34 protein-coding genes are annotated in these 22,086 nt (G+C 44.1%); 11 read left to right on the plus strand and 23 right to left on the minus strand.

Annotation, left to right across the window (positions count from 1 at the left end; all coding sequences use genetic code 11):
- Nucleotides 1-66 precede the first annotated feature (66 nt).
- The 3 genes from NNX04_RS22375 to NNX04_RS22385 all read left to right on the plus strand — a co-directional run bounded on the left by NNX04_RS22375 (nucleotide 67) and on the right by NNX04_RS22385 (nucleotide 2,433).
- Nucleotides 67-885 carry a hypothetical protein gene (locus tag NNX04_RS22375; RefSeq protein ID WP_261948649.1) on the plus strand — a complete coding sequence of 273 codons (819 nt, stop codon included), beginning with the start codon at nucleotides 67-69 and terminating at the stop codon, nucleotides 883-885.
- A 152-nt stretch (nucleotides 886-1,037) separates the two neighbouring features.
- Nucleotides 1,038-1,931 carry a GIY-YIG nuclease family protein gene (locus tag NNX04_RS22380; protein WP_261948650.1) on the plus strand — a complete coding sequence of 298 codons (894 nt, stop codon included), beginning with the start codon at nucleotides 1,038-1,040 and terminating at the stop codon, nucleotides 1,929-1,931.
- Nucleotides 1,932-1,974: 43 nt separating this feature from the next.
- A complete protein-coding gene (locus NNX04_RS22385; protein ID WP_261948651.1) occupies nucleotides 1,975-2,433 on the plus strand; it encodes a hypothetical protein in 459 nt (152 codons plus the stop codon).
- A 277-nt stretch (nucleotides 2,434-2,710) separates the two neighbouring features.
- Here the strand turns inward: NNX04_RS22385 and NNX04_RS22390 are convergent, their stop codons facing one another.
- Nucleotides 2,711-3,418, minus strand: coding sequence for a hypothetical protein (locus tag NNX04_RS22390; RefSeq protein WP_261948652.1), 708 nt, complete (start codon nucleotides 3,416-3,418; stop codon nucleotides 2,711-2,713).
- 376 nt (nucleotides 3,419-3,794) lie between these two features.
- On the opposite strand from NNX04_RS22390, the gene NNX04_RS22395 reads away from it, so the two are divergent.
- The 8 genes from NNX04_RS22395 (at nucleotide 3,795) to NNX04_RS22430 (ending at nucleotide 9,202) form a co-directional block, all read left to right on the plus strand.
- Nucleotides 3,795-4,310 carry a hypothetical protein gene (locus tag NNX04_RS22395; protein WP_261948653.1) on the plus strand — a complete coding sequence of 172 codons (516 nt, stop codon included), beginning with the start codon at nucleotides 3,795-3,797 and terminating at the stop codon, nucleotides 4,308-4,310.
- Between the two features lie 30 nt (nucleotides 4,311-4,340).
- Nucleotides 4,341-4,985, plus strand: a complete 645-nt coding sequence (locus NNX04_RS22400) for a hypothetical protein (protein WP_261948654.1) — start codon at nucleotides 4,341-4,343, stop codon at nucleotides 4,983-4,985.
- Nucleotides 4,972-5,241 carry a hypothetical protein gene (locus NNX04_RS22405; RefSeq protein WP_261948655.1) on the plus strand — a complete coding sequence of 90 codons (270 nt, stop codon included), beginning with the start codon at nucleotides 4,972-4,974 and terminating at the stop codon, nucleotides 5,239-5,241. The genes NNX04_RS22400 and NNX04_RS22405 overlap by 14 nt, the downstream gene beginning before the upstream one ends.
- A 6-nt stretch (nucleotides 5,242-5,247) precedes the next feature.
- Nucleotides 5,248-6,453 (plus strand): tyrosine-type recombinase/integrase, encoded by a 1,206-nt coding sequence (locus NNX04_RS22410; protein WP_261948656.1) that lies wholly within the window; start codon nucleotides 5,248-5,250, stop codon nucleotides 6,451-6,453.
- Between the two features lie 15 nt (nucleotides 6,454-6,468).
- Nucleotides 6,469-6,978, plus strand: a complete 510-nt coding sequence (locus NNX04_RS22415; RefSeq protein WP_261948657.1) for a hypothetical protein — start codon at nucleotides 6,469-6,471, stop codon at nucleotides 6,976-6,978.
- 614 nt (nucleotides 6,979-7,592) lie between these two features.
- Complete coding sequence (locus NNX04_RS22420) at nucleotides 7,593-7,901, plus strand: hypothetical protein (RefSeq protein ID WP_261948658.1); 309 nt, start codon at nucleotides 7,593-7,595, stop codon at nucleotides 7,899-7,901.
- 55 nt (nucleotides 7,902-7,956) lie between these two features.
- A complete protein-coding gene (locus NNX04_RS22425; protein WP_261948659.1) occupies nucleotides 7,957-8,457 on the plus strand; it encodes a hypothetical protein in 501 nt (166 codons plus the stop codon).
- A gap of 40 nt (nucleotides 8,458-8,497) precedes the next feature.
- Nucleotides 8,498-9,202: a hypothetical protein gene (locus NNX04_RS22430; RefSeq protein ID WP_261948660.1), complete on the plus strand. Its 705-nt coding sequence runs from the start codon at nucleotides 8,498-8,500 to the stop codon at nucleotides 9,200-9,202.
- Here NNX04_RS22430 and NNX04_RS22435 read toward each other — a convergent pair.
- The 22 genes from NNX04_RS22435 to NNX04_RS22540 form a co-directional block, all read right to left on the minus strand.
- The gene (locus NNX04_RS22435; protein ID WP_261948661.1) at nucleotides 9,178-9,507 is read right to left on the minus strand and encodes a hypothetical protein; all 330 of its coding nucleotides are present in this window, start codon (nucleotides 9,505-9,507) and stop codon (nucleotides 9,178-9,180) included. The genes NNX04_RS22430 and NNX04_RS22435 overlap by 25 nt on opposite strands.
- Before the next feature lie 31 nt (nucleotides 9,508-9,538).
- Complete coding sequence (locus tag NNX04_RS22440; RefSeq protein ID WP_261948662.1) at nucleotides 9,539-9,787, minus strand: hypothetical protein; 249 nt, start codon at nucleotides 9,785-9,787, stop codon at nucleotides 9,539-9,541.
- An 84-nt stretch (nucleotides 9,788-9,871) separates the two neighbouring features.
- The gene (locus tag NNX04_RS22445) at nucleotides 9,872-10,075 is read right to left on the minus strand and encodes a hypothetical protein (RefSeq protein WP_261948663.1); all 204 of its coding nucleotides are present in this window, start codon (nucleotides 10,073-10,075) and stop codon (nucleotides 9,872-9,874) included.
- Between the two features lie 46 nt (nucleotides 10,076-10,121).
- The gene (locus NNX04_RS22450) at nucleotides 10,122-10,334 is read right to left on the minus strand and encodes a hypothetical protein (RefSeq protein ID WP_261948664.1); all 213 of its coding nucleotides are present in this window, start codon (nucleotides 10,332-10,334) and stop codon (nucleotides 10,122-10,124) included.
- Nucleotides 10,335-10,400: 66 nt separating this feature from the next.
- Nucleotides 10,401-11,342, minus strand: coding sequence for a S1 family peptidase (locus NNX04_RS22455; RefSeq protein WP_261948665.1), 942 nt, complete (start codon nucleotides 11,340-11,342; stop codon nucleotides 10,401-10,403).
- A 30-nt stretch (nucleotides 11,343-11,372) separates the two neighbouring features.
- Nucleotides 11,373-11,855, minus strand: a complete 483-nt coding sequence (locus tag NNX04_RS22460; protein WP_261948666.1) for a hypothetical protein — start codon at nucleotides 11,853-11,855, stop codon at nucleotides 11,373-11,375.
- Between the two features lie 11 nt (nucleotides 11,856-11,866).
- A complete protein-coding gene (locus NNX04_RS22465; protein ID WP_261948667.1) occupies nucleotides 11,867-12,427 on the minus strand; it encodes a hypothetical protein in 561 nt (186 codons plus the stop codon).
- A 12-nt stretch (nucleotides 12,428-12,439) separates the two neighbouring features.
- Nucleotides 12,440-12,760: a hypothetical protein gene (locus NNX04_RS22470; RefSeq protein ID WP_261948668.1), complete on the minus strand. Its 321-nt coding sequence runs from the start codon at nucleotides 12,758-12,760 to the stop codon at nucleotides 12,440-12,442.
- Between the two features lie 12 nt (nucleotides 12,761-12,772).
- Nucleotides 12,773-13,135: a hypothetical protein gene (locus NNX04_RS22475; RefSeq protein ID WP_261948669.1), complete on the minus strand. Its 363-nt coding sequence runs from the start codon at nucleotides 13,133-13,135 to the stop codon at nucleotides 12,773-12,775.
- Nucleotides 13,136-13,209: 74 nt separating this feature from the next.
- Nucleotides 13,210-13,443 carry a hypothetical protein gene (locus tag NNX04_RS22480; RefSeq protein ID WP_261948670.1) on the minus strand — a complete coding sequence of 78 codons (234 nt, stop codon included), beginning with the start codon at nucleotides 13,441-13,443 and terminating at the stop codon, nucleotides 13,210-13,212.
- 27 nt (nucleotides 13,444-13,470) lie between these two features.
- Nucleotides 13,471-13,833 carry a hypothetical protein gene (locus NNX04_RS22485; protein ID WP_261948671.1) on the minus strand — a complete coding sequence of 121 codons (363 nt, stop codon included), beginning with the start codon at nucleotides 13,831-13,833 and terminating at the stop codon, nucleotides 13,471-13,473.
- A 9-nt stretch (nucleotides 13,834-13,842) separates the two neighbouring features.
- Nucleotides 13,843-14,817 (minus strand): hypothetical protein, encoded by a 975-nt coding sequence (locus tag NNX04_RS22490; protein ID WP_261948672.1) that lies wholly within the window; start codon nucleotides 14,815-14,817, stop codon nucleotides 13,843-13,845.
- A gap of 165 nt (nucleotides 14,818-14,982) precedes the next feature.
- Nucleotides 14,983-15,321, minus strand: coding sequence for a hypothetical protein (locus NNX04_RS22495; protein ID WP_261948673.1), 339 nt, complete (start codon nucleotides 15,319-15,321; stop codon nucleotides 14,983-14,985).
- 16 nt (nucleotides 15,322-15,337) lie between these two features.
- On the minus strand, nucleotides 15,338-15,631 hold the full coding sequence (locus NNX04_RS22500; RefSeq protein ID WP_261948674.1) for a hypothetical protein: 294 nt from the start codon (nucleotides 15,629-15,631) through the stop codon (nucleotides 15,338-15,340).
- 15 nt (nucleotides 15,632-15,646) lie between these two features.
- Nucleotides 15,647-15,937, minus strand: a complete 291-nt coding sequence (locus NNX04_RS22505) for a HigA family addiction module antitoxin (RefSeq protein WP_410004100.1) — start codon at nucleotides 15,935-15,937, stop codon at nucleotides 15,647-15,649.
- Between the two features lie 5 nt (nucleotides 15,938-15,942).
- Complete coding sequence (locus tag NNX04_RS22510) at nucleotides 15,943-16,221, minus strand: type II toxin-antitoxin system RelE/ParE family toxin (protein ID WP_261948676.1); 279 nt, start codon at nucleotides 16,219-16,221, stop codon at nucleotides 15,943-15,945.
- A 44-nt stretch (nucleotides 16,222-16,265) separates the two neighbouring features.
- Complete coding sequence (locus tag NNX04_RS22515) at nucleotides 16,266-16,709, minus strand: site-specific integrase (protein ID WP_261948677.1); 444 nt, start codon at nucleotides 16,707-16,709, stop codon at nucleotides 16,266-16,268.
- Between the two features lie 29 nt (nucleotides 16,710-16,738).
- Nucleotides 16,739-19,726, minus strand: coding sequence for a Tn3 family transposase (locus NNX04_RS22520; protein ID WP_261948118.1), 2,988 nt, complete (start codon nucleotides 19,724-19,726; stop codon nucleotides 16,739-16,741).
- Nucleotides 19,727-19,842: 116 nt separating this feature from the next.
- Nucleotides 19,843-20,409, minus strand: a complete 567-nt coding sequence (locus NNX04_RS22525) for a hypothetical protein (protein ID WP_040133153.1) — start codon at nucleotides 20,407-20,409, stop codon at nucleotides 19,843-19,845.
- Complete coding sequence (locus NNX04_RS22530; protein WP_040133152.1) at nucleotides 20,406-20,801, minus strand: hypothetical protein; 396 nt, start codon at nucleotides 20,799-20,801, stop codon at nucleotides 20,406-20,408. Before NNX04_RS22530 ends, NNX04_RS22525 begins: the two co-directional genes overlap by 4 nt.
- 23 nt (nucleotides 20,802-20,824) lie before the next feature.
- Nucleotides 20,825-21,259, minus strand: coding sequence for a MerR family transcriptional regulator (locus NNX04_RS22535; RefSeq protein ID WP_261948119.1), 435 nt, complete (start codon nucleotides 21,257-21,259; stop codon nucleotides 20,825-20,827).
- A 19-nt stretch (nucleotides 21,260-21,278) separates the two neighbouring features.
- Nucleotides 21,279-22,079 carry a putative bifunctional diguanylate cyclase/phosphodiesterase gene (locus NNX04_RS22540; protein ID WP_020833625.1) on the minus strand — a complete coding sequence of 267 codons (801 nt, stop codon included), beginning with the start codon at nucleotides 22,077-22,079 and terminating at the stop codon, nucleotides 21,279-21,281.
- Nucleotides 22,080-22,086: the final 7 nt, after the last annotated feature.

A 22,086-nucleotide genomic window follows, 5' to 3' on the forward strand; every position in this document is an offset into this window, starting at 1 on the left:
ACCCATGCCGCAAAGGTTTCGGAGCAACGCCCTAACTCGACCTTGCGGTACGATAATGGTCTCTCTATGAATGCAACTATTTCAAATCTGTCAGAACTCAACGTTAATCATTTCAAATTTCAGTCCCAACACTTTCATAAGTTTATTGCTGCCGTCACCGATCAGTCAGAAATTAAGGGTGTGAAGGCCTTAGATAGATACTCTCGTTTGCACGGATTTAATGACTTTAATCAAGCCCATCAATATCTTTCCCGACAAACAAAGTTAATTAAGTCTTTTACATTTCCAGCGGCAGAAGCAATACAGCTAGAGTGCCGTGATTGCTCCAATAATCAGGAGCAAATTGGAATGATTAGCCGTTTCTTCAAGTATTACTTTTTTGCACCGAGCTATTTGCCGAACAGTAGAATTTTGTTCAATGCCTCCCTTCAGAAGATGGGAAGCTTTACGCATTTCCCAATTGAGCCAACACTAGGACTTTGGTCTAACGGTGACAATCTTGCTGTCGCACTCGCACGATACTTTGGTGCTTCTGATCTTATGGAAAAGCAATTAGCAGGGATATTTATGATGTTTTTCGAGCTATTCCAGCATGATCACATCACTGGCTTTAGCTTCCAAGACGTTCTGGATATGCTGCACCCTGGAAAATTTATGGTTTGCATGCAGTTGTTTAAAACTGAGCTATCCACGGAGTATGGCTTTCAAAGCAATGCAGGTAGTGTGCATTCCAAGATGATTGAACACTGCAGCGTAAAAGATCTGGAGGAGCACCAAAGGTTCTACTTTCAGGCGTTCAGTAGTGTTTGCCGCCAACCACTTAGGATAGGCGATATTCCCCAAGATGCACTCTTTGACAAAGTGTATTCCCGGCTGCGTCGATAGTAGATTATGGGTGTTGTATGTCCGCATAGTGCTGATTTTGCGGACATACTTTTAAACGAAGTTGGGCGCAGCAGAACTCCCCTTACCTGCTAAGACTCATTGTTGTTAACTATAAAATCAATACACCGCTCTATAGGGCTTGAGTGCTTTATATGGAAAACCCTACACTAAAAAAATTGCCAGCGTACTTCTTTAAAAAAGTATGGGGGTATGATCCAGAAACGTGGCCGGTGCTGGGATTTGGAAAGCCAGCGGGTGCGGACCAGTTAAGGAGAGAATATTCGACTGGCGACTGGGTTGTGTTGGTCGGAACAAAGTCTGAACCCACGCACGAAGAAGATCGTGGTCGATTACTTGGTTTGGTCCAAGTCACCAATAGAATTATTGAAGTTGAGCCATTACTGAAAGAATTAAAAACTGAATTAGGCGACAACGCATATCTAAACGGCAAATTTAAATGGCCCCAAGGTTTTCCCTATTTAAATGCTTGGGCTTTTAGGGATAAACCCTTAATTGACGATCTGTTCCCCGGAAGAAATAGAACCAGAGGTCGAGTTGAAGCCGCGTTTGCAATGAAACTTAACGATGAAGAGGCCAAAGTTATTGCGGCTCTTCCTACAGAGGAAACTAATTTTGTCTTGTCACCATTGCTCGAAAGCTATAGCAAGTTTCAAGACGTTTTAACCAGGCCGGGGCCACCACCCGCTGTAGGAGTAAGGGAGGCACATTATGAGGATGGCGAGAACTGGGTTTACATATTCAGAATCGAAGGAACCGATTTTTATAAAATCGGCCGCGCAAATGATGTAGATCGGAGGCTAAAAGAATTTAATTCTTCGCCTCATGCGATATGGTCTGGAAAACCACTTGTTAAAGTAACTTCACATGAGTTCAGTAGCGCTGGCGATGCCCACGATATAGAGCAGATGGTACTAGATCACTTAAAAGATTATCGAGTGAATGGTGAGTGCTTTAACATCCGTAAAGAAGGCATTGCGTTAATTGCTCTTGCAAACATGATTTATGAGTTTTGTCATCCGGCTTAAATAGTATTGGGCGAAGCTCTCCCCCGGATTCTAGGATATCGAAATGGAAATAACTGCGTTGGGGCGATACAAGCTTAGCTTTGACTCAAACAATTTCTCAGTAGTCTGTCCTCTGGGGCGCGCTAAATTTTCAGGCCTAGCTACCTCGAAATTACCAAAGCTTTATGTCGCCAGTGTTGATGGGCAGCCAATTTATGTTGGCATTACGAAACAGAGTATTCGGAACCGTCTACGATTGGGGTGGGCTGCTACTGGCAAAGCCGGATACTATGGGTATGCGTGGAGGCATAAGTTTTCTGCCGCCGATTTCGATATTTGGTGCCATACAAACCCTAATCCTGAAGGGAGCTGTTTGGATATTGAAACGGTGGAGGCTGAATTAGTATTCCTCATTCGCCAAGCCGGACAATGGCCACTATTTCAAACAGAAATTCATTTCCACCCGTCAACAGAAGTACATCGTGCCATTGCAAGGCAAATAGCCGATAGCTACGGAATATAGACTGGTTTTGCTTGTCTGAACTGATTTGGACAAGCATCCTTTTGAGTCAGCTCGCAATTTTATTTAATTATCTGTTTATAACTGCAGCTATAATTAATTTGTTGGTGGCGATTTGCTGCACTACCAACAAAAGAAATTGCTCGCCACGCTCACATCCACCAGTCGCCAAACTGTTAGGCTGGATGTGAGCTTCCTTCCAACGTCCATTGGGCAAGCTTCACTGGACGCTGTGTACTCTTCTTTTCTTCATTGCTGTAACCTCCCGTAAAAAAAGTGCTTATGTCGGCGTCGATATTGAATTGGTGCCGGGTGTTTCTTGCTGCGGTTCGGTTTCTGCTGGTGCCGGTGCCGGTGCTGGTGCTGGTGCCGGTGCTGGTGCCGGTACCGATGCCAGTGGCGGTAGCGGTGGCACTGCAGCAGCCAGATCCTGTTTGCGTTTTTCCTCTGCCGTCCAGTAATCGCGCAATGCTTCTATATCACCCATGGCTCCCACTTCTGCCATGCGCTCCATAAATCGACTGTAGAGTCCTATTTGGACCTTCCCAATTGCATTGAGGTATTCAATGGCAGCATTCGGATTTAATAAGAGGACATAATGGAAGTCCCCTGAAGTACCAGGCTTAGGTAAAATGAACCCAAGCTTATGTAGTTCTTTCATTTTGCGCCGCCAAGTATCTACAGCTCTTGGTCCAGAAAAGCCAGCCTCCCCAGCAAAGGTGGCAGGATTTTCAATCGTAACCAGCGGGTGATCAGGTGAGCGTGCCCATAGACAAAACAGTGTGTGGCCAGCTGGCTGTCCCTTAGTTTGGTCGTTTATTACCTGCATGGCGATTGGCAAGGTACGAGGTATTGTTGAATAACCGTCGTTCGTGCGCCGATGCCAGAGCCACTCTTCAGGTATCCCTGGAAAATGAAGCGCCATTTGCATTGCTGCCCGTTCAGCCATTTTCATTCGTCTTGCTTTTGACTGTTTACCATTGGCCATGTGTTTGTCCCCTAAAATTGATTCCGTAGTAGATGGTTGCCATCTTTATCGAAATTTCACTGAGCGGCAACGATTCGATACGCGCAATAGATATCGCGGTTTAGTAGGTTGAAACTTAATTTCAACTAGCTAAGAAATCATCATTTGATGTTTATGATACTATCTGTGATGCGCTAAACCACGCGAAATTAAATTTATATTCCTTTAAAATCAATATCTTATATATATACAGTGTGCTCGCCGTGCTCATTGTGCTGATGTGCTCACCGTGCTCGCCGTGCTCATGGGGGTGTTGGGGGGCCTTTTACGGGGTTTTGAGGGGCTATTACTTCAGTGAATCCGGTGAGAAGCATATTGCTGATGTAAAAATGGCTGGGTGCTAGAGTTCCAGCATTCCTTTTTAAACCAGGAAGAGCGGCTAACCAGAAACCAGTTTTATAAAAAACTGGTATGGGTAGTAGATGGCACGCGGCGCCTGCGGGATAAAACGCAATTCCTGGAGCTCCTAAATGGCGAATTTATCGCCCACCAAAAACCCACTGTATTTGAAGTCCACTGGCTTAATGACTGCAGGATTGTGCAAGAGTGGAGCGGCGCACCTTATGTGGTGTTCGATTTTCAGGTGGGGGTGGACGAGCCTCAAGAGCCGCTTTGGTTTATGTTCAGAAGAAGCGACATACTGCGAGCTTACATGTGCCCTATTTCGCGCGGAGAATTTGTAAAAATATTTCTAACGGATAATTTCGAAACTACTTTATCTTGTTTTTTTAGCCAATTTTTTGATGTAGTAAAAGCAAAGCAGCAAGCTCTGCTTCTGAGAAAAGCCGTAGCCCTACCGGGATTTGAAAACTACTTGCGAATTGCGAGGCGCAGAAGGCCGCGCGTTAAATAAATCCTGCATACACCACATTGGAGTAGGAAAATGACCAATAATCGATTTTACATCTGCCATTCAGGGCAACACATAGAACACTATAAGGGTAGCTACGGTAATGTGGCGCCCGGCGTTATCGGGTGTGTGTACGCTTGGAAAGGTGTTTATGTCCGTTCTCCTGAGCAGAGTGCAGTTAATGATAAGCAGGCAATTTTAGAACTTCACAGCTTGGCAGATGGCAGTATCTGTAATGGCACTTTGGATTCTTTCGCGGCTATTGGAAATTGTGCCTCGCTGAACCTCCTTCTTGAGAGCTTCGATATCGAGCCTGAAGTTGATTTGCTTCACGCGCGCTTGAAAGAGCTAGATGATGGCCTTCGGCAGAAAAAACAGGATCTGGTGCCGCACTTTGCTACTTTGAACAAGGTAAAAACGTATTCACAATTGCTTGCTATTGATTCCGCTATTCTCAAGATATTAGTAGGACACGAAGATTTGCGAATTGAAAAAATCGAATTGGTTAATAATGCGATTGACTTTCAATCTAGTGGCCATCATCGTGACAAACTGGATATTTACCGAAGTGCATTAGCCGGTGAATTAATTCCTAAAGGCATTTTTATTAGCATTGATGATGGTGGAAAGCTTTTATTTAACCCCGTAGATGCGTTTAATGATTATGAATCAAATTGAATATAGGCCTGTTGAGCTCATAGTTGGGCAGTTAGGTGTTTTGAAATTATTTGATCCAGAATTGTTGCTTGCAGCGATTGCGTCTGTGATTCCGGCAATTGAAGAATCGGTTTGCTGCAGCATTAGCTTTGAAACGAATTATGGTAAAAGAAGTTTGGATTTTACAATTCGTGGCGATGGGGGCATGCATGAGACATATGGCTCTCGCCCGGTTTTGGATTTCGACTTATTGCTATCACGCATACATTGGGGATAATGCTTAATGACTGCAGAGATTGAGAATTTAGAAAAAGGGAAGTCGAGGCTCAAATACAGGGCTGATTTCCAGCCTGCCGAGAAAGTGTATTCGCATACGCCGATGCGGCCTTCAGGCGGGCACTGTCAAAAAATTCAGCGTTACCGGCTTGCGATGCTGGAAAGCATGAAAGGCCGTGTTTCCCCGGAGACGTTCGCCCTGTTCTTCGAGCGGTCACATGATTTGAATACGGTATTGCCTGAAAATTCTGAAATTGCGCTATATAGCGATTTCGCGCAATACCTGAAATTCAGCAGTGGGGGTGAAAACGAATTTTTGCCGGTCTCCGATTTCGCCCTAATCGCCTACATCGATAATCTGCAAGGGCTGAAAAGAAGCAAAAGCACAATTGAGCGCCATGTTGCATCGATCGTTTGGTGGTGCACCTATCTTGAACTAGATGATCCGCGCCGCTTATACCGCGTGAAATTGAAATTGAAGAAAATGCGCGCGGGGAGCAATTTGGGTACCGGTCAAACTCAAGCGTTGCGTTATGAGCATCTGGAGGCTGCTTTAGGCGTGTTTGATCCCGCGATCCCGCGAGACTACCAAGATATGACACTGCTCTTTACCGCGTTTGAAACAATGTGTCGTCGTTCTGAATTAGTAGAATTGCGTTGGCAGCATTTTGAACTGCAGGCTGACGGTACTGGCCTAATGTTTATTGAAAGCTCTAAAACAGACCAGCGCCGCAGAGGGGAGTATTTATTCCTATCGAGAAACACGGCGGATCTATTAATAGGCTGGCGAAATTTATCGGTGGAATCCGGGGGCGAAGGTGCCGCGTACATCTTCAGGGGCATTTACTCGAATGGGATGCTCGGAGATCAATTAAATCCAGGCGCCGTAAATCGCGCTTTCAAGCGTATTGCGCGCAAGCTGGGGCTAGATGAGACTATTTTTTCCGGGCACTCCACACGCGTGGGCGCGGCGCAGGAAATGCTGGAGCGAAATATTAATGCCGCGAAGATTATGAAGGCCGGTCGCTGGAGATCAATGGAGATGGTCACGCACTATGCTGCGAAGATCAATCCGCGCAGTGGCGGTATGGCAGATTTGACCAATTTGATCGCCAATGAGAAGCGTGCTCAGAAGGGAAACTACCAAATAGCAAAGGATTTCGATCTGTTGGAAAATGTACACATTGATTCTAAAAATGTGATTTCGCAATGAGTCGAGAAAGTCAATTTGAATAGTGAAATTTATTACCACGGATCTGAAGGCGCGACTTACCCTTCTTTGAGAATCAATTGGAGTATTGATAATCCTTTCGGGCCAGCAATATATTTAACGCGCGAGCCCATAGTGGCAAATTGCTATGGTGGTGCAATCTATGTGGTCGAATTTATCCGAAACTCGAATTTCACCATTAATCTGAATGGCTCGTTTCGTTCTCAGACCGTAGAAGCGCGCGAGGCAATTCTGAGGATCGGAAAAGAGTTAGGATTTAATTTTGATAGCGCTGGTAAAGTGCAGGCGCGCGGCCTGATTCATCCCTTTGAATGCAACACAGCGGAGGTTAACCGGTTGTTAGCAGATCAAGGTATTTGGATGGTTTATGGCACATTGTCTGGAATGGAGTGTAGCGGTCTGAGGGATCGGGGAATTCAATATGCGGTGATTGATGAGTCTGCGATTAAGATTAAACAAGTGACCAATTATTATGATTTGGTAAGCCCGGCGTCGACCGGGCGTTAAATGGCCGCGACCATTTCTAAGGTTTTAGTGGTTTGTACGCAGGGATTGTTAGTTCGACCCCTAGCATTCGGCTGTGTTGAATCAAATATCCCGCAAGATCCAAGCTGCTAAAAGCGTTTGTGTTACTCAACTTATCATAGAGCGCATTAGCAAACGCCTGTACCGGATAAGTGTTGTTTGCAGAACTCAATTCGCGCTGTACAGCAGGTATCAGTTGCGTCACTTCTGATAAATCAACCAAATTTCTAATTGCTCGCATTACTTTCCTCCCCCTTGTGTACTTCAATGTTGGAAATCACTCGTTTGTGACTGCTAATAGGTTTGTTACTTTGCGATGGGTTTCTCTGTCGTGCATCTGTACGTTACTTTGAGGTCTGTTATCCCCTCGTCCCTGGCTGATTTCTCGATTGCCCTTACGGTTGACTCCCCTTGCACCTTGCATATCTCTTCACTGGTAAATGAGCCAGCAGGGATGTTCGTTGGCGGTACTCCCTGAATAGTCAGGACAAGGAAGTAGAAAATTGTGGATGGCATGTTGCGCAATTATCCTCGGGCTGTAAAATGCTATTATTTCCAAATATTAACATAATTCCAACATATGGGGGTGCATATAAATGGCTAGAAATTTCAGCAGTACGGGAAAATTAATTGTTACTACGCTGGAGCTTGAACGCCCTCGGATCTTCAATGAATTACAGCGCTCCGACCGCTTGGGCAGTGTGATTTATGAAGCGGAAAGGCACTTTCAGGAGCGAACAACGCACTTTAACAATCTTTACCAAGAGCAGTATCCTCGACCAGAGGCTTTAGGTGAACGGCTTAAATATGTGGCTGACCGAGAAGCGTTTGTCAAAGATAGCGTGACGCGAGAAGTGGAAAACTGGGTGAGCAACTTTACTCTTAAAAATCGAAAATTAGCATAATATGCAAATTTTTATCCCCAATAATTGTTTACAGCTCTGTGGATAACTTTTCTAAATGCAGATTTTAAAAGGTTTAAATTTGTCTGTTCAAAAAATGACCGCTCTTTGGTTGGTGTGTGTTTTAGTATCGTTAAGCCCGGCTATAATTGTCTCTGAAGCATCAGCTGAGCCTCAGAAATCTGTCGAAAAGGTCGTGTATCGCGGTGGTTACATCCGAGGTTATGCGACTTATAAGCAATTTATCCTCCATGAAAACGAACAAGGATTTGCTGAGTTACAAACTCTATTTCTTGGCGCACTTTCATCATCAGACAGCATTCAAAAATGCTGTGAAATGCCAGTAAAAAAACGGCGCATCAAGCTACATGTTGTCGATCCTTATTACGTCCGGTTGGGCTCCGAGTCAGTTCTAATTAGGAGCGTTGCCCTTGTTTTGCCCACAAAGAAAAGCGAGGACGCATATTTGGTTCTCAACGACGCGCTACAGCTTTTTCCTGGCGAGGATAGCGAAAGCTTCATTATGCTTTTGCGCTGGGCAAAAGGCCGAGGCTATTAAATACGCCGAGCTTTGTTTCCGCTGAATAGGTGTGAAGATTGTGAATCAAAAAATTCGTGATATTGCTGATTGTGCGGTTAATACAATTGATAACGGTACTTCGCACCAACTTTGGTTGGTTGAAATGTTTCCTCGACCAATGCCATTTAAAATGAGTGATGATGTGCAGCAAGCGGTCAATCAGGTGAATGTCGAGCTGGTTAAAGCGATCGTGTCTGCGCTTGGCCAATCATTGCCCAGTCACATTGATGGCCACCGCAATTTTGATGGTCGCGTTTTCAAGGCCGGGTATTCAGTAATTTTTGCAACTCCCACTAACGATGATCTACAGAAATTTAGCAACAGTATTTTTCGTGTAACTTCGCGTGCTTTTGTTTCATTGCTGCAACTTCCTGTTTTCCGTGTTGCAGATGGTGCTGATGTTGAAGTATTCCCGCTTTCTGTCGGATATAGCACTGTTCAGGAAAAGTCCCTGTCCTCCTTTTTTAATTGCCAATACGATTTTCTAATTGTGCGGCTTAATCCCGATCTTTTTGGTGACTCTGAGACTGTCGAATCGATTGAGTGGCTAAAAACCCTTGCGGTTCAGATCGATTCCTTGCCTTCCCTTTTAGATTCATCTTGCCAATTCAGTGTTGGCTATCCGGGATTACTGGATGAAGTTACATGCGACACGATTTCAGGGGTTCCCACATCACCCCAGGTAATCGATTGGACTAGTTATTGGCAAATGGGTGGGTGTTGATGACAACGATCTTTTTCTTCTAGCCAACCGCTAAACCAACGTCCCGCATAACATTCAGATGCAGGCTTAGATTCCGCTGGAAGGCCTTTAAGATAAGCTATTCGTCCGGCCAGATACATTGGTGTCCCAGCGGGGAGAGTTTCTATAGATGAGGCGGCGTGAACGAAACCGTTATCAAAAACCAATTTTTCTCCATACGTTTTATACGGAGATGAATCATAACGGTTGGATTTCGCGCAATTCTCACCATCGTGATAAACCTGCATAAACCCATTGTTATTCTTGTTAGCAAATACAGAAACCAATTTTCAACATCCTATTGCGATTTAAATATTTTCAACGGTAGTTGATCGCCGCGCAGTGAAAGCAATCCGGTTTTGTCATTTTCAAGTTCTGAGCGATTAATTTATTAGTCAGCCCAACTTTGATGCCGAATTGTATATTTAACCCTAATATTTCACTCGCACGTTTGCATGCCGCCAGTCTTAGCTCAGGTGTTGGTAGCTCACCGATTGTTTTTGCATGACGGGTATATTCTCCACGCTCACAAAATTCCACATAATCGTGGCCGTCAAATTCATTCATTTTCGAACGATCCTATTTAGAATTTTTTAGGTAAGCTCGCCACTTCACGATAAACAAAGCGTAGGAGGAAGATAAATTCGATAACTACTTATTTATCTCAAATGAAATTGTAATCGCCGGATGGTTATGATCTTTATGCATCTGCGCATCAATTGAGTCCAAGAAGTTTTCCAAACGCCTTGATTCGCCACCATGTCCAGCATCTCTTAATTCACTAATTAATGCAGTTAGAGCGTCACCAATAATTTTCGAAGGAGCAGGATTAAATTTAACTTCAGAAATCGCCATAGAAACCACCTATATGATCAATTAAAAGGAACCTATACCGCTACAATTACTCTGCTAAATGGTCAGCAAGGGCTTGCCGACTGGCCTCATCTAAGCGCTGAGACAAACGTTTTGCCATTTTTGGTGTAAGTACCGCGAAGTTTTTTTCGTCAAGATAAATACATACATTACCCGAATCATTAACGAAAGCGTCACCGTTAAAAAACTCACGTTGATCATGTTTAGTAAAAAGCTCCAGGTGTATTGCGTCTTCGCTCATTTCAACCCACCAATTTTCATTTTCCAATCACCTAGTATGCTTAGTTTAAGATCGATTTAATACGTTTCATTTTGTTCCTTTTTGCCTCCCAAAATTGAAGTCAAAAGAAATCGCCTCATTGTTTAATTTGCAGCGTAGAGCGTATCTAATCCACAATAGACATGATCTGAGTAACCTACTTTCATCCAATAGCGGCGGTACGCATTCAATTTTCTGACTTATAGCCAAATCCATGACTGAGCAAAGCTTTCCTGATTCTTCAGTTATCCCAAAAGACGTTGTTGTCATTTGAAGGTTCAGGAGCCCATGAGTTGGCACATGATACGAGATCCTGTCTCCATCATAACTTGAGCAATGGATACCACAAATACGCCCCTGATTGTCTATAAGCGGCCCACCACTATTGCCCCCATAAATTCTTACAGAAGTTTCTATGCAAGGAAAAGGTAACATAACGCTGTCTCGCTTCTCTTCAAATATCGCACTTACTTCACCGATACTAAATCCTATAGCAAACCGAATTGGAACTCCGCCTTTTGTATATTGTGAAGCAAGCGTTCCTTTGAACTTAATATACGTAAAGCCTTCATATTGATTTTTATAAATTTGATCGTATGAAAATACTGCAAAACTACATACTTGTTCATTAACGTCTAAGAAATTTAACGAAATAGGTAGAGGTACCGTAAGTTCGGTATCACCCACAGGGCAATATGTTTCACATAAGGCCAAATCAAAGTTAGGGTGCAAGTCTGAGCAGACCAAGCCTCTAAATATAATACTTCGATCTGGTCTGGTTTGAATTGCAAAAATTGGCCCTATATCTTTTCCATTACCGCCAATGTTGTCCTGAATAACGTGGCGAGCTGTAACTAAATGTCCCTTTTTGGTAATCCAAAACCCTGTCCCAATTAGACATGCAATTTGCTTGTCAAGATCAATTCGGAATATTGGGGCGATACTTGGTAAAAGATTTTTTTCCCACTGTGTTCCAGGGCGAAAGTTCATTTTCCAATGTACCCCACAATTTATACCTGACTATTTAAAAAGATTGAAAAAAATCTTATTTTTAACTGCATCAGCACGGTCTCGTGTTAACTGCAAATCAACATCATTGAAATTAATCAGTTTGGGTTCATACAATCCTGTCAAAACATAATTGCTGGCTGCTAGGGCATATCCCCATGAGTTCTTTTCAAATTCGATGTATGGAATTTCAATCCCTGACACATCAATTAACTTCTGAAATTCAGCTAAATTGACATCGCATGTGTTTGTACATTTAAATGATTGAGAGAGCGATCTATATCCAAGATTTGGCTCCATAGCAAAGTAAGCAAGACCTTCTTGCTGTAGCAATTGTGACATATCTGCAACTTTATACGTGGCGATAAGCTGGTTTTTAATTGGCTTAAAATGCAACGGATAAGTAATAAGTACCAGCGCTAAAAAACCAGCAGCATTAGCGATCAATGTTGTTTTCTTAATCCCAAAAAGTCTATTTTTGATTTCTTTATCCATATTCCAATGCCTCACTGAGAGTTAATATTCCAATTCGGCTTCCAAAGTTTTAAATCAGTAAAGGCACTGCCACTGCGCAGGGCTACATTATCCAAAATTGATTGCAACTCGACTTCAATTTGTTTTCTATTCAGCACTGACCAATTTGCGAAACCCTCTTCCAGAACGTCGAGTTTTTCTGCGATATGAACTATCACTTTTTGTAGCTGTTTTTCAGGTTTGGATATGTGCCTTGCAATCCATCCCATTCGGTTGATAGCTGCCCGATACTCAACCTCGGCAGGCTCAATAAGAGCTAATAAATCATTATTATTGCCGAACGTATTAAGACGCAGAAAGACAGATAGAAAAGCTCCGCTGTTGTGCTTAAATTCGGCTCGCCATTCAGAGTCACTTAGATTTACCCAAGGCCAAGGGGTCAGTGTGGTGATGCATGATGACAAGATCAAACCAGCAGGTCTCAAGTTGGATAAGACTATGAAGTCTTTTATGCATGTTGGAAGCTTGCCTGCCCTGTGCTTGATGACAGCATCTAATGGGTTTTTGTCAAGCAGTAAATTAGTTATCCCCATAGTCCAATGATCCTAAATTTTTATTGCTGATGAATTTTTCCTATATTTAATTCTTTGCTTAGCGAGTTTCAAGTCATTCCGCATTGACTCTACAATAGAAAACGCAGCGTAATCATCTGATGTGGCCTTTCTCTCGGTTACTGGCCATTTGATGAAACTTGCTAAAGTCGCACTGCCTTGTGACTTTATTCCTTTAGGTACCCGAAGATCAGCTGTCCGCCAAATAACCACATGGCTACTTGTTGAAGTGTTTCTATTAACTGAAATCACCAATCTTTGCTCGCCATCTTCATTTATGTAAACGTGACCAGATTTGATTTCTAACTCGGCCATTTTCCAATCTCACTATTTACCCAGCGATTTCCACGTACTATCAAACTCATCCAATCCACCATGATCAAACACAGTTCCCAATTCCTGTTTGGCGTACAAAAACGCTAGGAAGTATCTATCTCTGACTTTACTCACTTCATCGACACTTAGCGCAGCGTAGTTTGTAGATTCGCCGTAATCGAACCAAGCGTGCAACAGGCTTGCGTTCTTCCAGTGTGATATCTCAGGGTATAATCCTCTTAGAATATCAGCGTCCCGTTGATATCCTTCTCCATTAACATGCTTATAACGCGACTCATCAAAGTCGTAGCCCTGCGGAGGCCATCTAACAAGTTGGTCGTTATTTGCGGGTGATAAAGCTGGGATCATCGACATTTTCCAATTACCTTTATTACGGATCACAAAAGTTGCTAATGTTTTATCTGTGTCAGAAAAATACCAACAACTTTTTATCGAATATCTAGCGAAACGGTATCATTTGAACTCTTATGAATTACCTTACCACCAAGCTCTTGAGCTACAACCTCCATAGCCATGTGCATATACGAACCATGCAATGAAACATAGAAGCCGTACAGTTCTAGCTTTTTCCGAATTTTAACAACGCACCGCTCAATTCTTGCAGTGCAAATATTTTTGTTGCCATGAGGCCAAATTACTTGTATTGCTTCAACAGATGTCATCTTCCAATATTCCTATTAATTAAAAAACTATATGTTTAAAGCTGCCTGGGCAATCAGCTTCAATCCGTCGCGCTCCATTTCTGCTGTCGCTTTGTCCCAGTCGGCTTTATCTGTTGCAATTAGCTCCAGTGCGTTTTTGTACATGGTAAGTTGGCTTTCAAGTTTTTCGGCTTGGCTGTGTGTGCTACATGATTTTGATATGTGCATAGCCCGAAGTCTATTTCTTAAATCATCAATCGTACTGGCTTGGATGTCGATTATATTTTGCAAATGGGTTATGAGATTACTTGCCTCAACATAGCGCGCAGCTCTTTGAGCCTGATCAAGAGCATCGTTGCCCCACAATTCCGGTGGCATTTTCAAAACTGCGTGCAACATTACTTCTGACATTTTCCAGCCTCAAATTACAAAGCCACTGGGGTTTTTAAGATACTCATTCCATCTAGAGTAGGCGAGATCAGAATCTCGTTCATAGGAAAACGTTTCCTCTTCCGAAAAGTGCTTTAGAAGTAATACAAATTCAGTGCTAGCAATATCTTTTACGGATTGCGGAACGGAGTCAGATTCCTCTACAGAGGCCACATACAGTCCAAGCGCTATCGCAGAGGTATATCTAATCGCAGGAAGACGGAAATCTCTTACTAATGCGGTGAGTATGATTCTGTATTTTGAAAATTCATCCGTCGGGATGTATCGCTCCAACCGATTTATTGTTTTGCGGCCCGCTACAAGCATACCCTCATGTTCAGTACCGAAATAACTTTGAAATTCCGTCACGTCATTATTTTCCAGGTAGGAAAAAATAAAATCAGAGTTGTAATTTTCAAGGCTTTGGAGAATTTCATTTGCTTGACTATAATTTCTAGTTAATACCGCATTGACAGTTTTAACGGCATATTCGCTTGCGCCACTTTGCTTCAACTGATCTTTGATCTCATTTGCCTTTACTTTCCAACTATCCAAATCGCTTTTCAGCTCACATAGTTTGGATTCGCTGCATTTATCGGTATTTTGTTTCATCTCAAGAAGTGTTTCGTGGATACGTGAAATATCACCTAAGCTTTTCGCTATCAATGTACGTTGTTCTTCAGGGATTTTTTGTTCTTCATCATAATCACGAAAATTCCTTCTATTTTGAACAACCGATAATTGTTCAACAATTTTACAAAAATTCATGAAATCTGGGTATTTATTGGAAAGAGACGCTAGCTCATAATCGCTGGTGTTTGTCCACAGCTCATGAAGTTCAGGCAGAAATGAAACCATTTGGTTGAATATTTGCTGCGGATCGTTAACGCCTTCTTTAATGAGGCGTGCATACTGAGCGCTAATTCTATCAGCTAATGCAGAATATTTTTTTATATCGGAAGTCATTAGTGCCTAGTCCTTAAACTTTAATGTGGGTAATTTGTAACTTGCATTATATTTGTCCAGCTCATGGACTAATAGTCCAACCACCGTTGAGCAATCGGGATTTTTGATTTAGCGGAATTTCAGTTCCCCAGTCAATTGGCATAGTAAATCCAACCTTGAAAATAATCAAAATACCGACAATGCAATCCCTGAAAAAGAAAGTAACGTTGTTATTATGGAAATGATTAGACCATAAACAATGCCACCCATTGCTATTAGTCCTTGCTTCGGATCTAACTTAAATTTGGAAAACCTAGCACCTCTATCACACGCTTTGTGAATCGCAGGTATGGTATTTTGAAACACAAAAAACGCGGCCAACAGCAATATAAATGGGATACAACTCAGAAAGTAACTTTCTGTTAGCCAAGCGATTACAAACGGAAGGAAAAAACCAACGGCAAGCCCAGCTGCGCCTATTAGCCACTCAATGAAATTTACAATGTATAGAGGTTGAGCTTTCATAATCCAATGATTCTCGTTAATCATAGTAACCAAGTTCTAAAAGGAACTGCTGTGCAAAATGCTCCGCCAGCTCTGCTTTAGCTAAAGTTTCTGCGCGACCAAGCCATGTCAAATGATTGTCCTGCGTACAAAGGCTAAAAATGTATCCCTCATAAATAACGGCTTGACTGTCGAGCTTGTGAGGGTGAGAGTTGTTTTCTCTATAGGCCTCGAAATTAGAGTAAAAGATTGGATCTAGGCTGCTCCCCAACAATAGGGATACCTTGTAATCACTGGATATGTTTGGATTTGATTCGCTGATACTTTTCATTTTCCAATTACCTTTTTAAACCGCAAACTTAATTGATTCGTATCTTGAAAGATCAATTTCTTGCTTAGCTTTCCACAAATTAAAATTGTCCTGCATTGCAAGCCAGCTTTCAGCGCTGCGCCCGAGAACCTTGGATAGTTTGAGAGCCATTTCTGGAGAAACGTCTGATTTTTCATTGATCAAACGATTAAACGTGCTGTGACTGACCTGCAACTTATCAGCCACTTCATTTGAGCCTAAACTGAATGGCTCAAGGTAGTTACGCTTTATAAAGCCACCTGGATGAGGTGGATTGTGTTGTTGAATACCCATTAGTGGTAGTCCTCATAATTAACAACAAAGGCATTGCCGTTTTCAAAGTAAAAAACAACTCTCCAATTTTTGTTTACATCAACTGCCCACATTCCCTTTCGATCACCTTTTAATGAATGTAACCGCCACCCTGGAATGTCCATATCTTCAATGCCGCTGGCAGTATGCAGGGCTGACAACTGATCGATAAGTTTTTGTACATGTGAAGCTTGAACGCCCGATTTGACGCCTTTAGTAAATAGCTTTTCTAACCCTTTATGCTTAAAGCTCTTAATCATTTGAGTCTCATTCTAGCAGCTATTGCGCATTGCGCAATAGGATATTATTTTAATCCATCCGGCATTTCCACACCGCTCATTAGGTTTTTATAGGCGTGCTCAATTCGCTCACTAGACGGATCAATATACTCCAGTGTCATTTCAGGACTCTCGTGATTGAGTATGTACCGAATCAATTCTAGGTCACACCCTTTCCGATCCAACCAAGTGGCGAGCGTTCGCCTACCGCTATGACTTGAGCCTCCTTGAATACCCGCACCTTTAAATATCTCCCTCATGAGGTTTTCCAAACTACTACAGATCAAAGTTTCTTTTTCGCCATCCTCGGTTTTGTACCGCTTTACGTTAAACGAAAACTTACGCCATACTCCTTTCTTGGATAGAAATAATGGGCTTTCGCCAGATAATCCACCATAACTACCATCATCTGAAAGCATGGCTTTTTCGGTTATAGAGGTCCGGCCGGTAAAAGCGTTGAATTTAGCCACTTCTAACGTAACCGATTGAATATTATGAATTAATCAACCAGCAGTTCAAAAGTCATGGGCTTAACCTGCTTGGTTAGATCCAGCCCAAAACTTCCTAGCCGCCCCAAATGCTCGGTATGATACGGTGAGAATTCGGCCATAATGTCGCGGGTAATATTGTACCCTTCCGACTTCAATTGATTGAACACTTCGGTCATCGCGTTTACGTTGTATAAGATCGCGAAGTTGGCCAGCAAATGATTGTATTTAACGATTTTGCTTTGTTCGTGTCTCAAGTTTGCAGGAATTTTCCCGCCATTAGCAAAAAACAACCACCGGGCAAACTCATTGAACTCTTCGCTCTTACAGGTCGCTGCCTGGATTGTTTTGCGCAGATCAACGTCGGTAATGTATTCCAGCAAAAACATGGTTCTGACCACGCGCCCGAGTTCACGGAACGCAAAGTACAGCTTGTTTTTCCGGTTCTTGGTGCCGAACCGGCGCAGGATTGTCGAAGCGGTGATTTTCCCTGCTTTAACTGACATGGCCGTTCGCATCATATCCGCATAGTGCTTTTCAATGAGATCCCACTTGATCGGCTCCTTGAACAAAGACTGAATATGCTTGAGTACCATGGAGCGATCAGGCTTATAAAAGCTGAGATCTTTGATATTTCGGATACGGGGCATGAGCTTTATGCCCAGCAAGTACGCCAGGCCAAAGACGGGTGTGGATTGCGCCTGTGTATCGCCGTGAACGGTGTCCGGATTAAAATCAGATTCATCGTTGAGTAGGCCGTCCAAGATATAAATCGCCTCGTAGACACCGCAGGGAATAAACCGGCTGAACAATGCAATATAGGTGTCCGAGACGTGGTAATAGGCAATGCCGCCATAGCTGCCATACCGAATATGGTATTCAGATAGCAAATTATCTTCGTAGAGATCCCAAAGCTTTCCATCAGCGGACACACTGCTGCCTGATCCCCAACACTCAATGAGCCGGTATTTCTTATACTCGCTATTGATCTTCGCAATAGCTTTATCGAGACGCGCTTCCGTCGTGCGTTTTAAGTTAAGCCAGGCGACTTGCTTGCGAGAAACGCCCTGCACAGATCGCACGGTTTCGGTGGGACCAATGTTGGTACCGTAACAAAACACGGTCAGGACAAAACGTAACTCCGGGTCGCTGATACGTGATTCGAAGCCCGACAACGGGCCAAAATGTTTATTCAGGTTCAGCCACTTTTCGACATTGATAATCACATCAAGCAGGTTGATTTTGTCCAACCGATCGCGCAAAAGCGCTCCAATTTCTTCGACTTCAGGTAAGGGTTGATCAGGCTTTGGTTTACCGATAATCAGATTCCCGTTTTCAATACGAACCAGTTCGTCCTCCGGGAATTGGCTGTCAGCTTTCCGGCAGCTCGTTTCCATGGACTTCTTCAGCGTTGTTGTAAATTCAGTATCACCGGCGACGAGCCCTACCTCCTCGCAATAGGTAGGCAACTGCGCTTCGTATTCTTCCCAGGTGATCATCTGCTCCCGGTAATCATCGAAGGTTTCACTGTAGGGAATGAACAAGTCACCGGTACTTAGTTCTTCAGCGATCCGTTCAAACACACACAGCTCAAAACAGGTTTTATTAACCTCCGACACCTGTGCTGATTTGGTTGATTTTCCCGTGACTAATTTCCACCAGCTTTCGCGAATCCAGCGAATATTAATGACATTTCTGGAAGAGGGATCGTTCGGATCGCTTTGAATTGACAGGAACTCCGTGCGACGCTTTTTGTGCGTCAAAATAAACTGGAACGCATTGAGCAAGTCCTTGTCTTCCGTGGCCGATGCCAGGTTGAGTATTTCAATCGTACGAAACAAGGTGGATCGTTGCTTTTTATAGAGTCGAACCATAAACGGCAAATAGTTGTTGCCTGCGAATGCCATATATTGTTCGCACATTTGCATTAGCTGATCACTGTTCTTTCCCAGTATCGGATCAAAAGCTGCCACCGAATCGGGTTTATCAAGATACACCTTGACCGTCCCAGACAACACAGAAATCAAATGATCGGTTTGCTTTTGATGGTCTGCAAGGTACTTCTCCAACAGCTTCTGCGCCGAGCGATCCATTTTTAACAACATCTTGATAAAAATATCGGCGGCGTTATCCAGTGTTTGTGCGTATTGGTGCCGGATTAAAACGATGACGAGTGCGAGTCGCTTGTTCAGCTTTAGTTTCATCAATTCGGCGTAATCCAGGGCCTTGGCCTCGTTGATAAACTGCTGGTGTTTAACTGGCGGCAACCCCAAATCCGTGGGCAAAAGTGTTTGCAGGGATGTAAGCCATTCCAGGTATTGGATGTACGCATGGATATTGCGAGGGGTCGGGCGTTTGGGTTCATTTTTCAGCGTGCTCCAACCAAAACCATTCAGTCCTGTGCTAGATCGAAGAATATCGTTGATGCATTGGCGACTTTCAGACTCTAAAAAGCCACACAATTGATCGTAATACCGAGTGTTGACTTCGGCCCTGGCCGCCTGACATATCCGCTCAAGTACACTGAACGCCGGTAACTCGTATCGCTCTTTGACCAAATATTCCAACGTGACATTGATGATATCCGGTAATGCTTCTTTGGTAGTCGCTGCCTCAAGTGCCCAAATCTGTGCCAATTCAGAGGTCTTGGCCGCATCGTAGGCTTTTATATTAAGATGGCGCCGAATCAGCTTTACGTGACGATCCTTCGCGCCCGATGTGTAATAGGTTTGGAGATCCTTCAGTGTCACCCGCGAACGGCACTGATTTTTAATGTGCGTGATGATCACCTTTGGTATTTCACCCAGGTTTACGAACCGGCCCAATCGCTGCGTGATTTTTAGCTGAATCAGGAGCCCCAAAAAGGATGCGCTGGTTCGTTTACAGTGACGCAGTGCAAACTTCTGATCTTCCGGCGTAGGTGTATAGACATCCCCTAACTCATCTTCGGTGATATCAGATTTAATTCGTGGATAAGCTGTCTGATAGATAGCGGCCATCGACTTAAATTTTCTCTGATAGATGCATTATTGTGTAAAAGCATCGCGTTATAGTTATCAGGTTTCTAGTCGTCATTTGGATATGCCTAGATTAGTCGCAAGTGGCTTTCATTGCTTTATTCCTTGTGATGGCCTGCCATTACGTCGCCTGAATTGAGATGCCAAGCATTTTGAACAATCGCAAACAACAGTAATACCAACGCCAACAGCAACAGTTCGGTTTGATACACATTGACCGCATACTGAATTTTGAGACCCATACCAGAAACAGCGGAAGGAAACAAAATGGCGATAAAACTTAAGATGGTCGGCAGCAGCGGGGTACAACACAACAGGGGGCTTACAATCCCGATAACTATGCCGCCCGCCGCTGGTGCCGTTCTGCAATGGGTCTTCTTGCGTATCAGTTGAACCCATAAATTGATGAGAACGCTCTCCAGCGTTGCGAACAAAAACGCAAATAGCGCGATTCTCAGATTAAGATGTGCAAAAGAACGCAAGCCAATATCGGAACCCAGTTCATGCGCTGGCAGGACAACCAAGTGGACGACCAGCACCAGACTAAAGAGGATCGCGGTACGCCGTTTTGAGTGAGAATCCTGAACCGGCGATTGAAATGCATACACTACAAGTGACCAGAGGCGTTTTATAGAGTTTGTAGCGCGCTTCACTATCGCATTCATTCTTCTTTGCCGTTTGTCGCAACTTTGTAAGTTCCCCAGAACATCTCCGGTAACACGCAAACCAGTGGTGTACCGATCAGTAAAAAGAGTCCTAATCCGTTAAAGGTGAGCCATTGTATCCACTGCATCCCAATGCCTAATGCCAACATGGCGGAACCCAGAAAAAATGGCCCGCTGAAAAAACAATGCATTCGCCCACATTGACGCGCATTTCTTAAACAGGCATATCCCATCCAACTTAAAGCGATCGCCCAGATACTGCCGGTCATCCACGGTGCAAGTTGCATCATGCCGGTAATCACTATGAGTATCGCTGGCAATACCCAGGTGAGAATAAATCGGCCTTTATTGGCTACCCAGTCGTGGGGGCCGGTTTCACATTTTTCTGACATCGTATACTCCTTTGTTATGGCGATCAGGCCAGTTGGCGCAGCTCCGACAGCTGTGAATCCAATGCCTGCAAGTAAGCCTGGCGTTCATCAATTTTGGTTTGCAGTTCGCGCATGGCGGCTTCACAGGCTTGCTGGTCGCCTTCGTTGATGGCGTAGAGCAAGGGTTTTATATCCAGGATCAGCAGGCCCGCCGCACGCGCTGCGCGAATGAAGCGCAGCCGGTTTAAAGCGCATTGATTGTATAAACCGAAACCACCCGCGGAATGCTCTGGGCAAAGTACCAAATTTTCCAAGACGTAATTCCTGACGGTATGCACTGTGGTTTGCGCGGGTTTCGCCAGTTGCGAGATCGTCAGGGGAAATTCGAGTGTCTGCCCATCGGCATCCATGAATGCCGCAAAGTCGGGGATCACCTCAAAGTATCGTGACACATCTTTTGACACGGCGGCTTTTGACATGGGTTTGTCTCCGTTCGTTTCAAACACTGCGGCCTGGCCACAACGCTTCAGTCGTTTCGGCATCGGCTGGCCGCGCCAGCCGATAGCCCTGTAATACATCACAGCCAAGCTTCTCTAAAAGTTGTTGTTGAGTGGCCGTCTCAACCCCTTCCGCGACGATGGATAAATTCAGGTTATGGCCAAGGGTGATGACGCTTTCGGTAATGGCGCGATCCTTTGGCTCGGTTGTCATATGCGTGACAAAGGTTTTGTCGATTTTTAGGCGGGTCACTGGGCAGCATTGCAAGCGTGCCAGCGACGAACTCCCGGTACCAAAATCGTCGATGGACAGGCGAATGCCCAGCGCCTGGCAGCGATGCAGGTTTTCGATCAGGATTGGCGTATCCTCCAGGGCCAGTGTTTCGGTTAATTCCAGTTCCAATGCCGGAGCAGGCAGTCCCGTATCACGCAATATCCTGGCAAGGTCTTCGACAAAGTCAGGTTGGTGGATTTGTAAGGCAGAGACGTTGACCGCGATGATACCCTCGGGTAAACCGCGTTGACGCCAATGCATCATCTGTTGACAGGCCGCCCGTAAGACAAACGCGCCCAGTTCCAGAATTAATCCGCTTTGTTCGGCAACGGGAATAAAGGTGTCTGACTGGATCAATCCTTCAGTTGGATGTTGCCAGCGAATGAGCGTTTCAGCGCCTTCCCAGCATTGGTGTTGAACATCCCATAGAGGCTGGTAAAAAGGAACGAATTCACCCTTGTTCAATCCATCCGCCAACGCATTGACCGTTGGGGCTGTCAGTGAATGCGTGGCGGGTGCCGTTCCCATACTGCCC

Origin of the sequence: Cellvibrio sp. QJXJ (assembly GCF_024452345.1) — a bacterium.
Taxonomy (GTDB): domain Bacteria; phylum Pseudomonadota; class Gammaproteobacteria; order Pseudomonadales; family Cellvibrionaceae; genus Cellvibrio.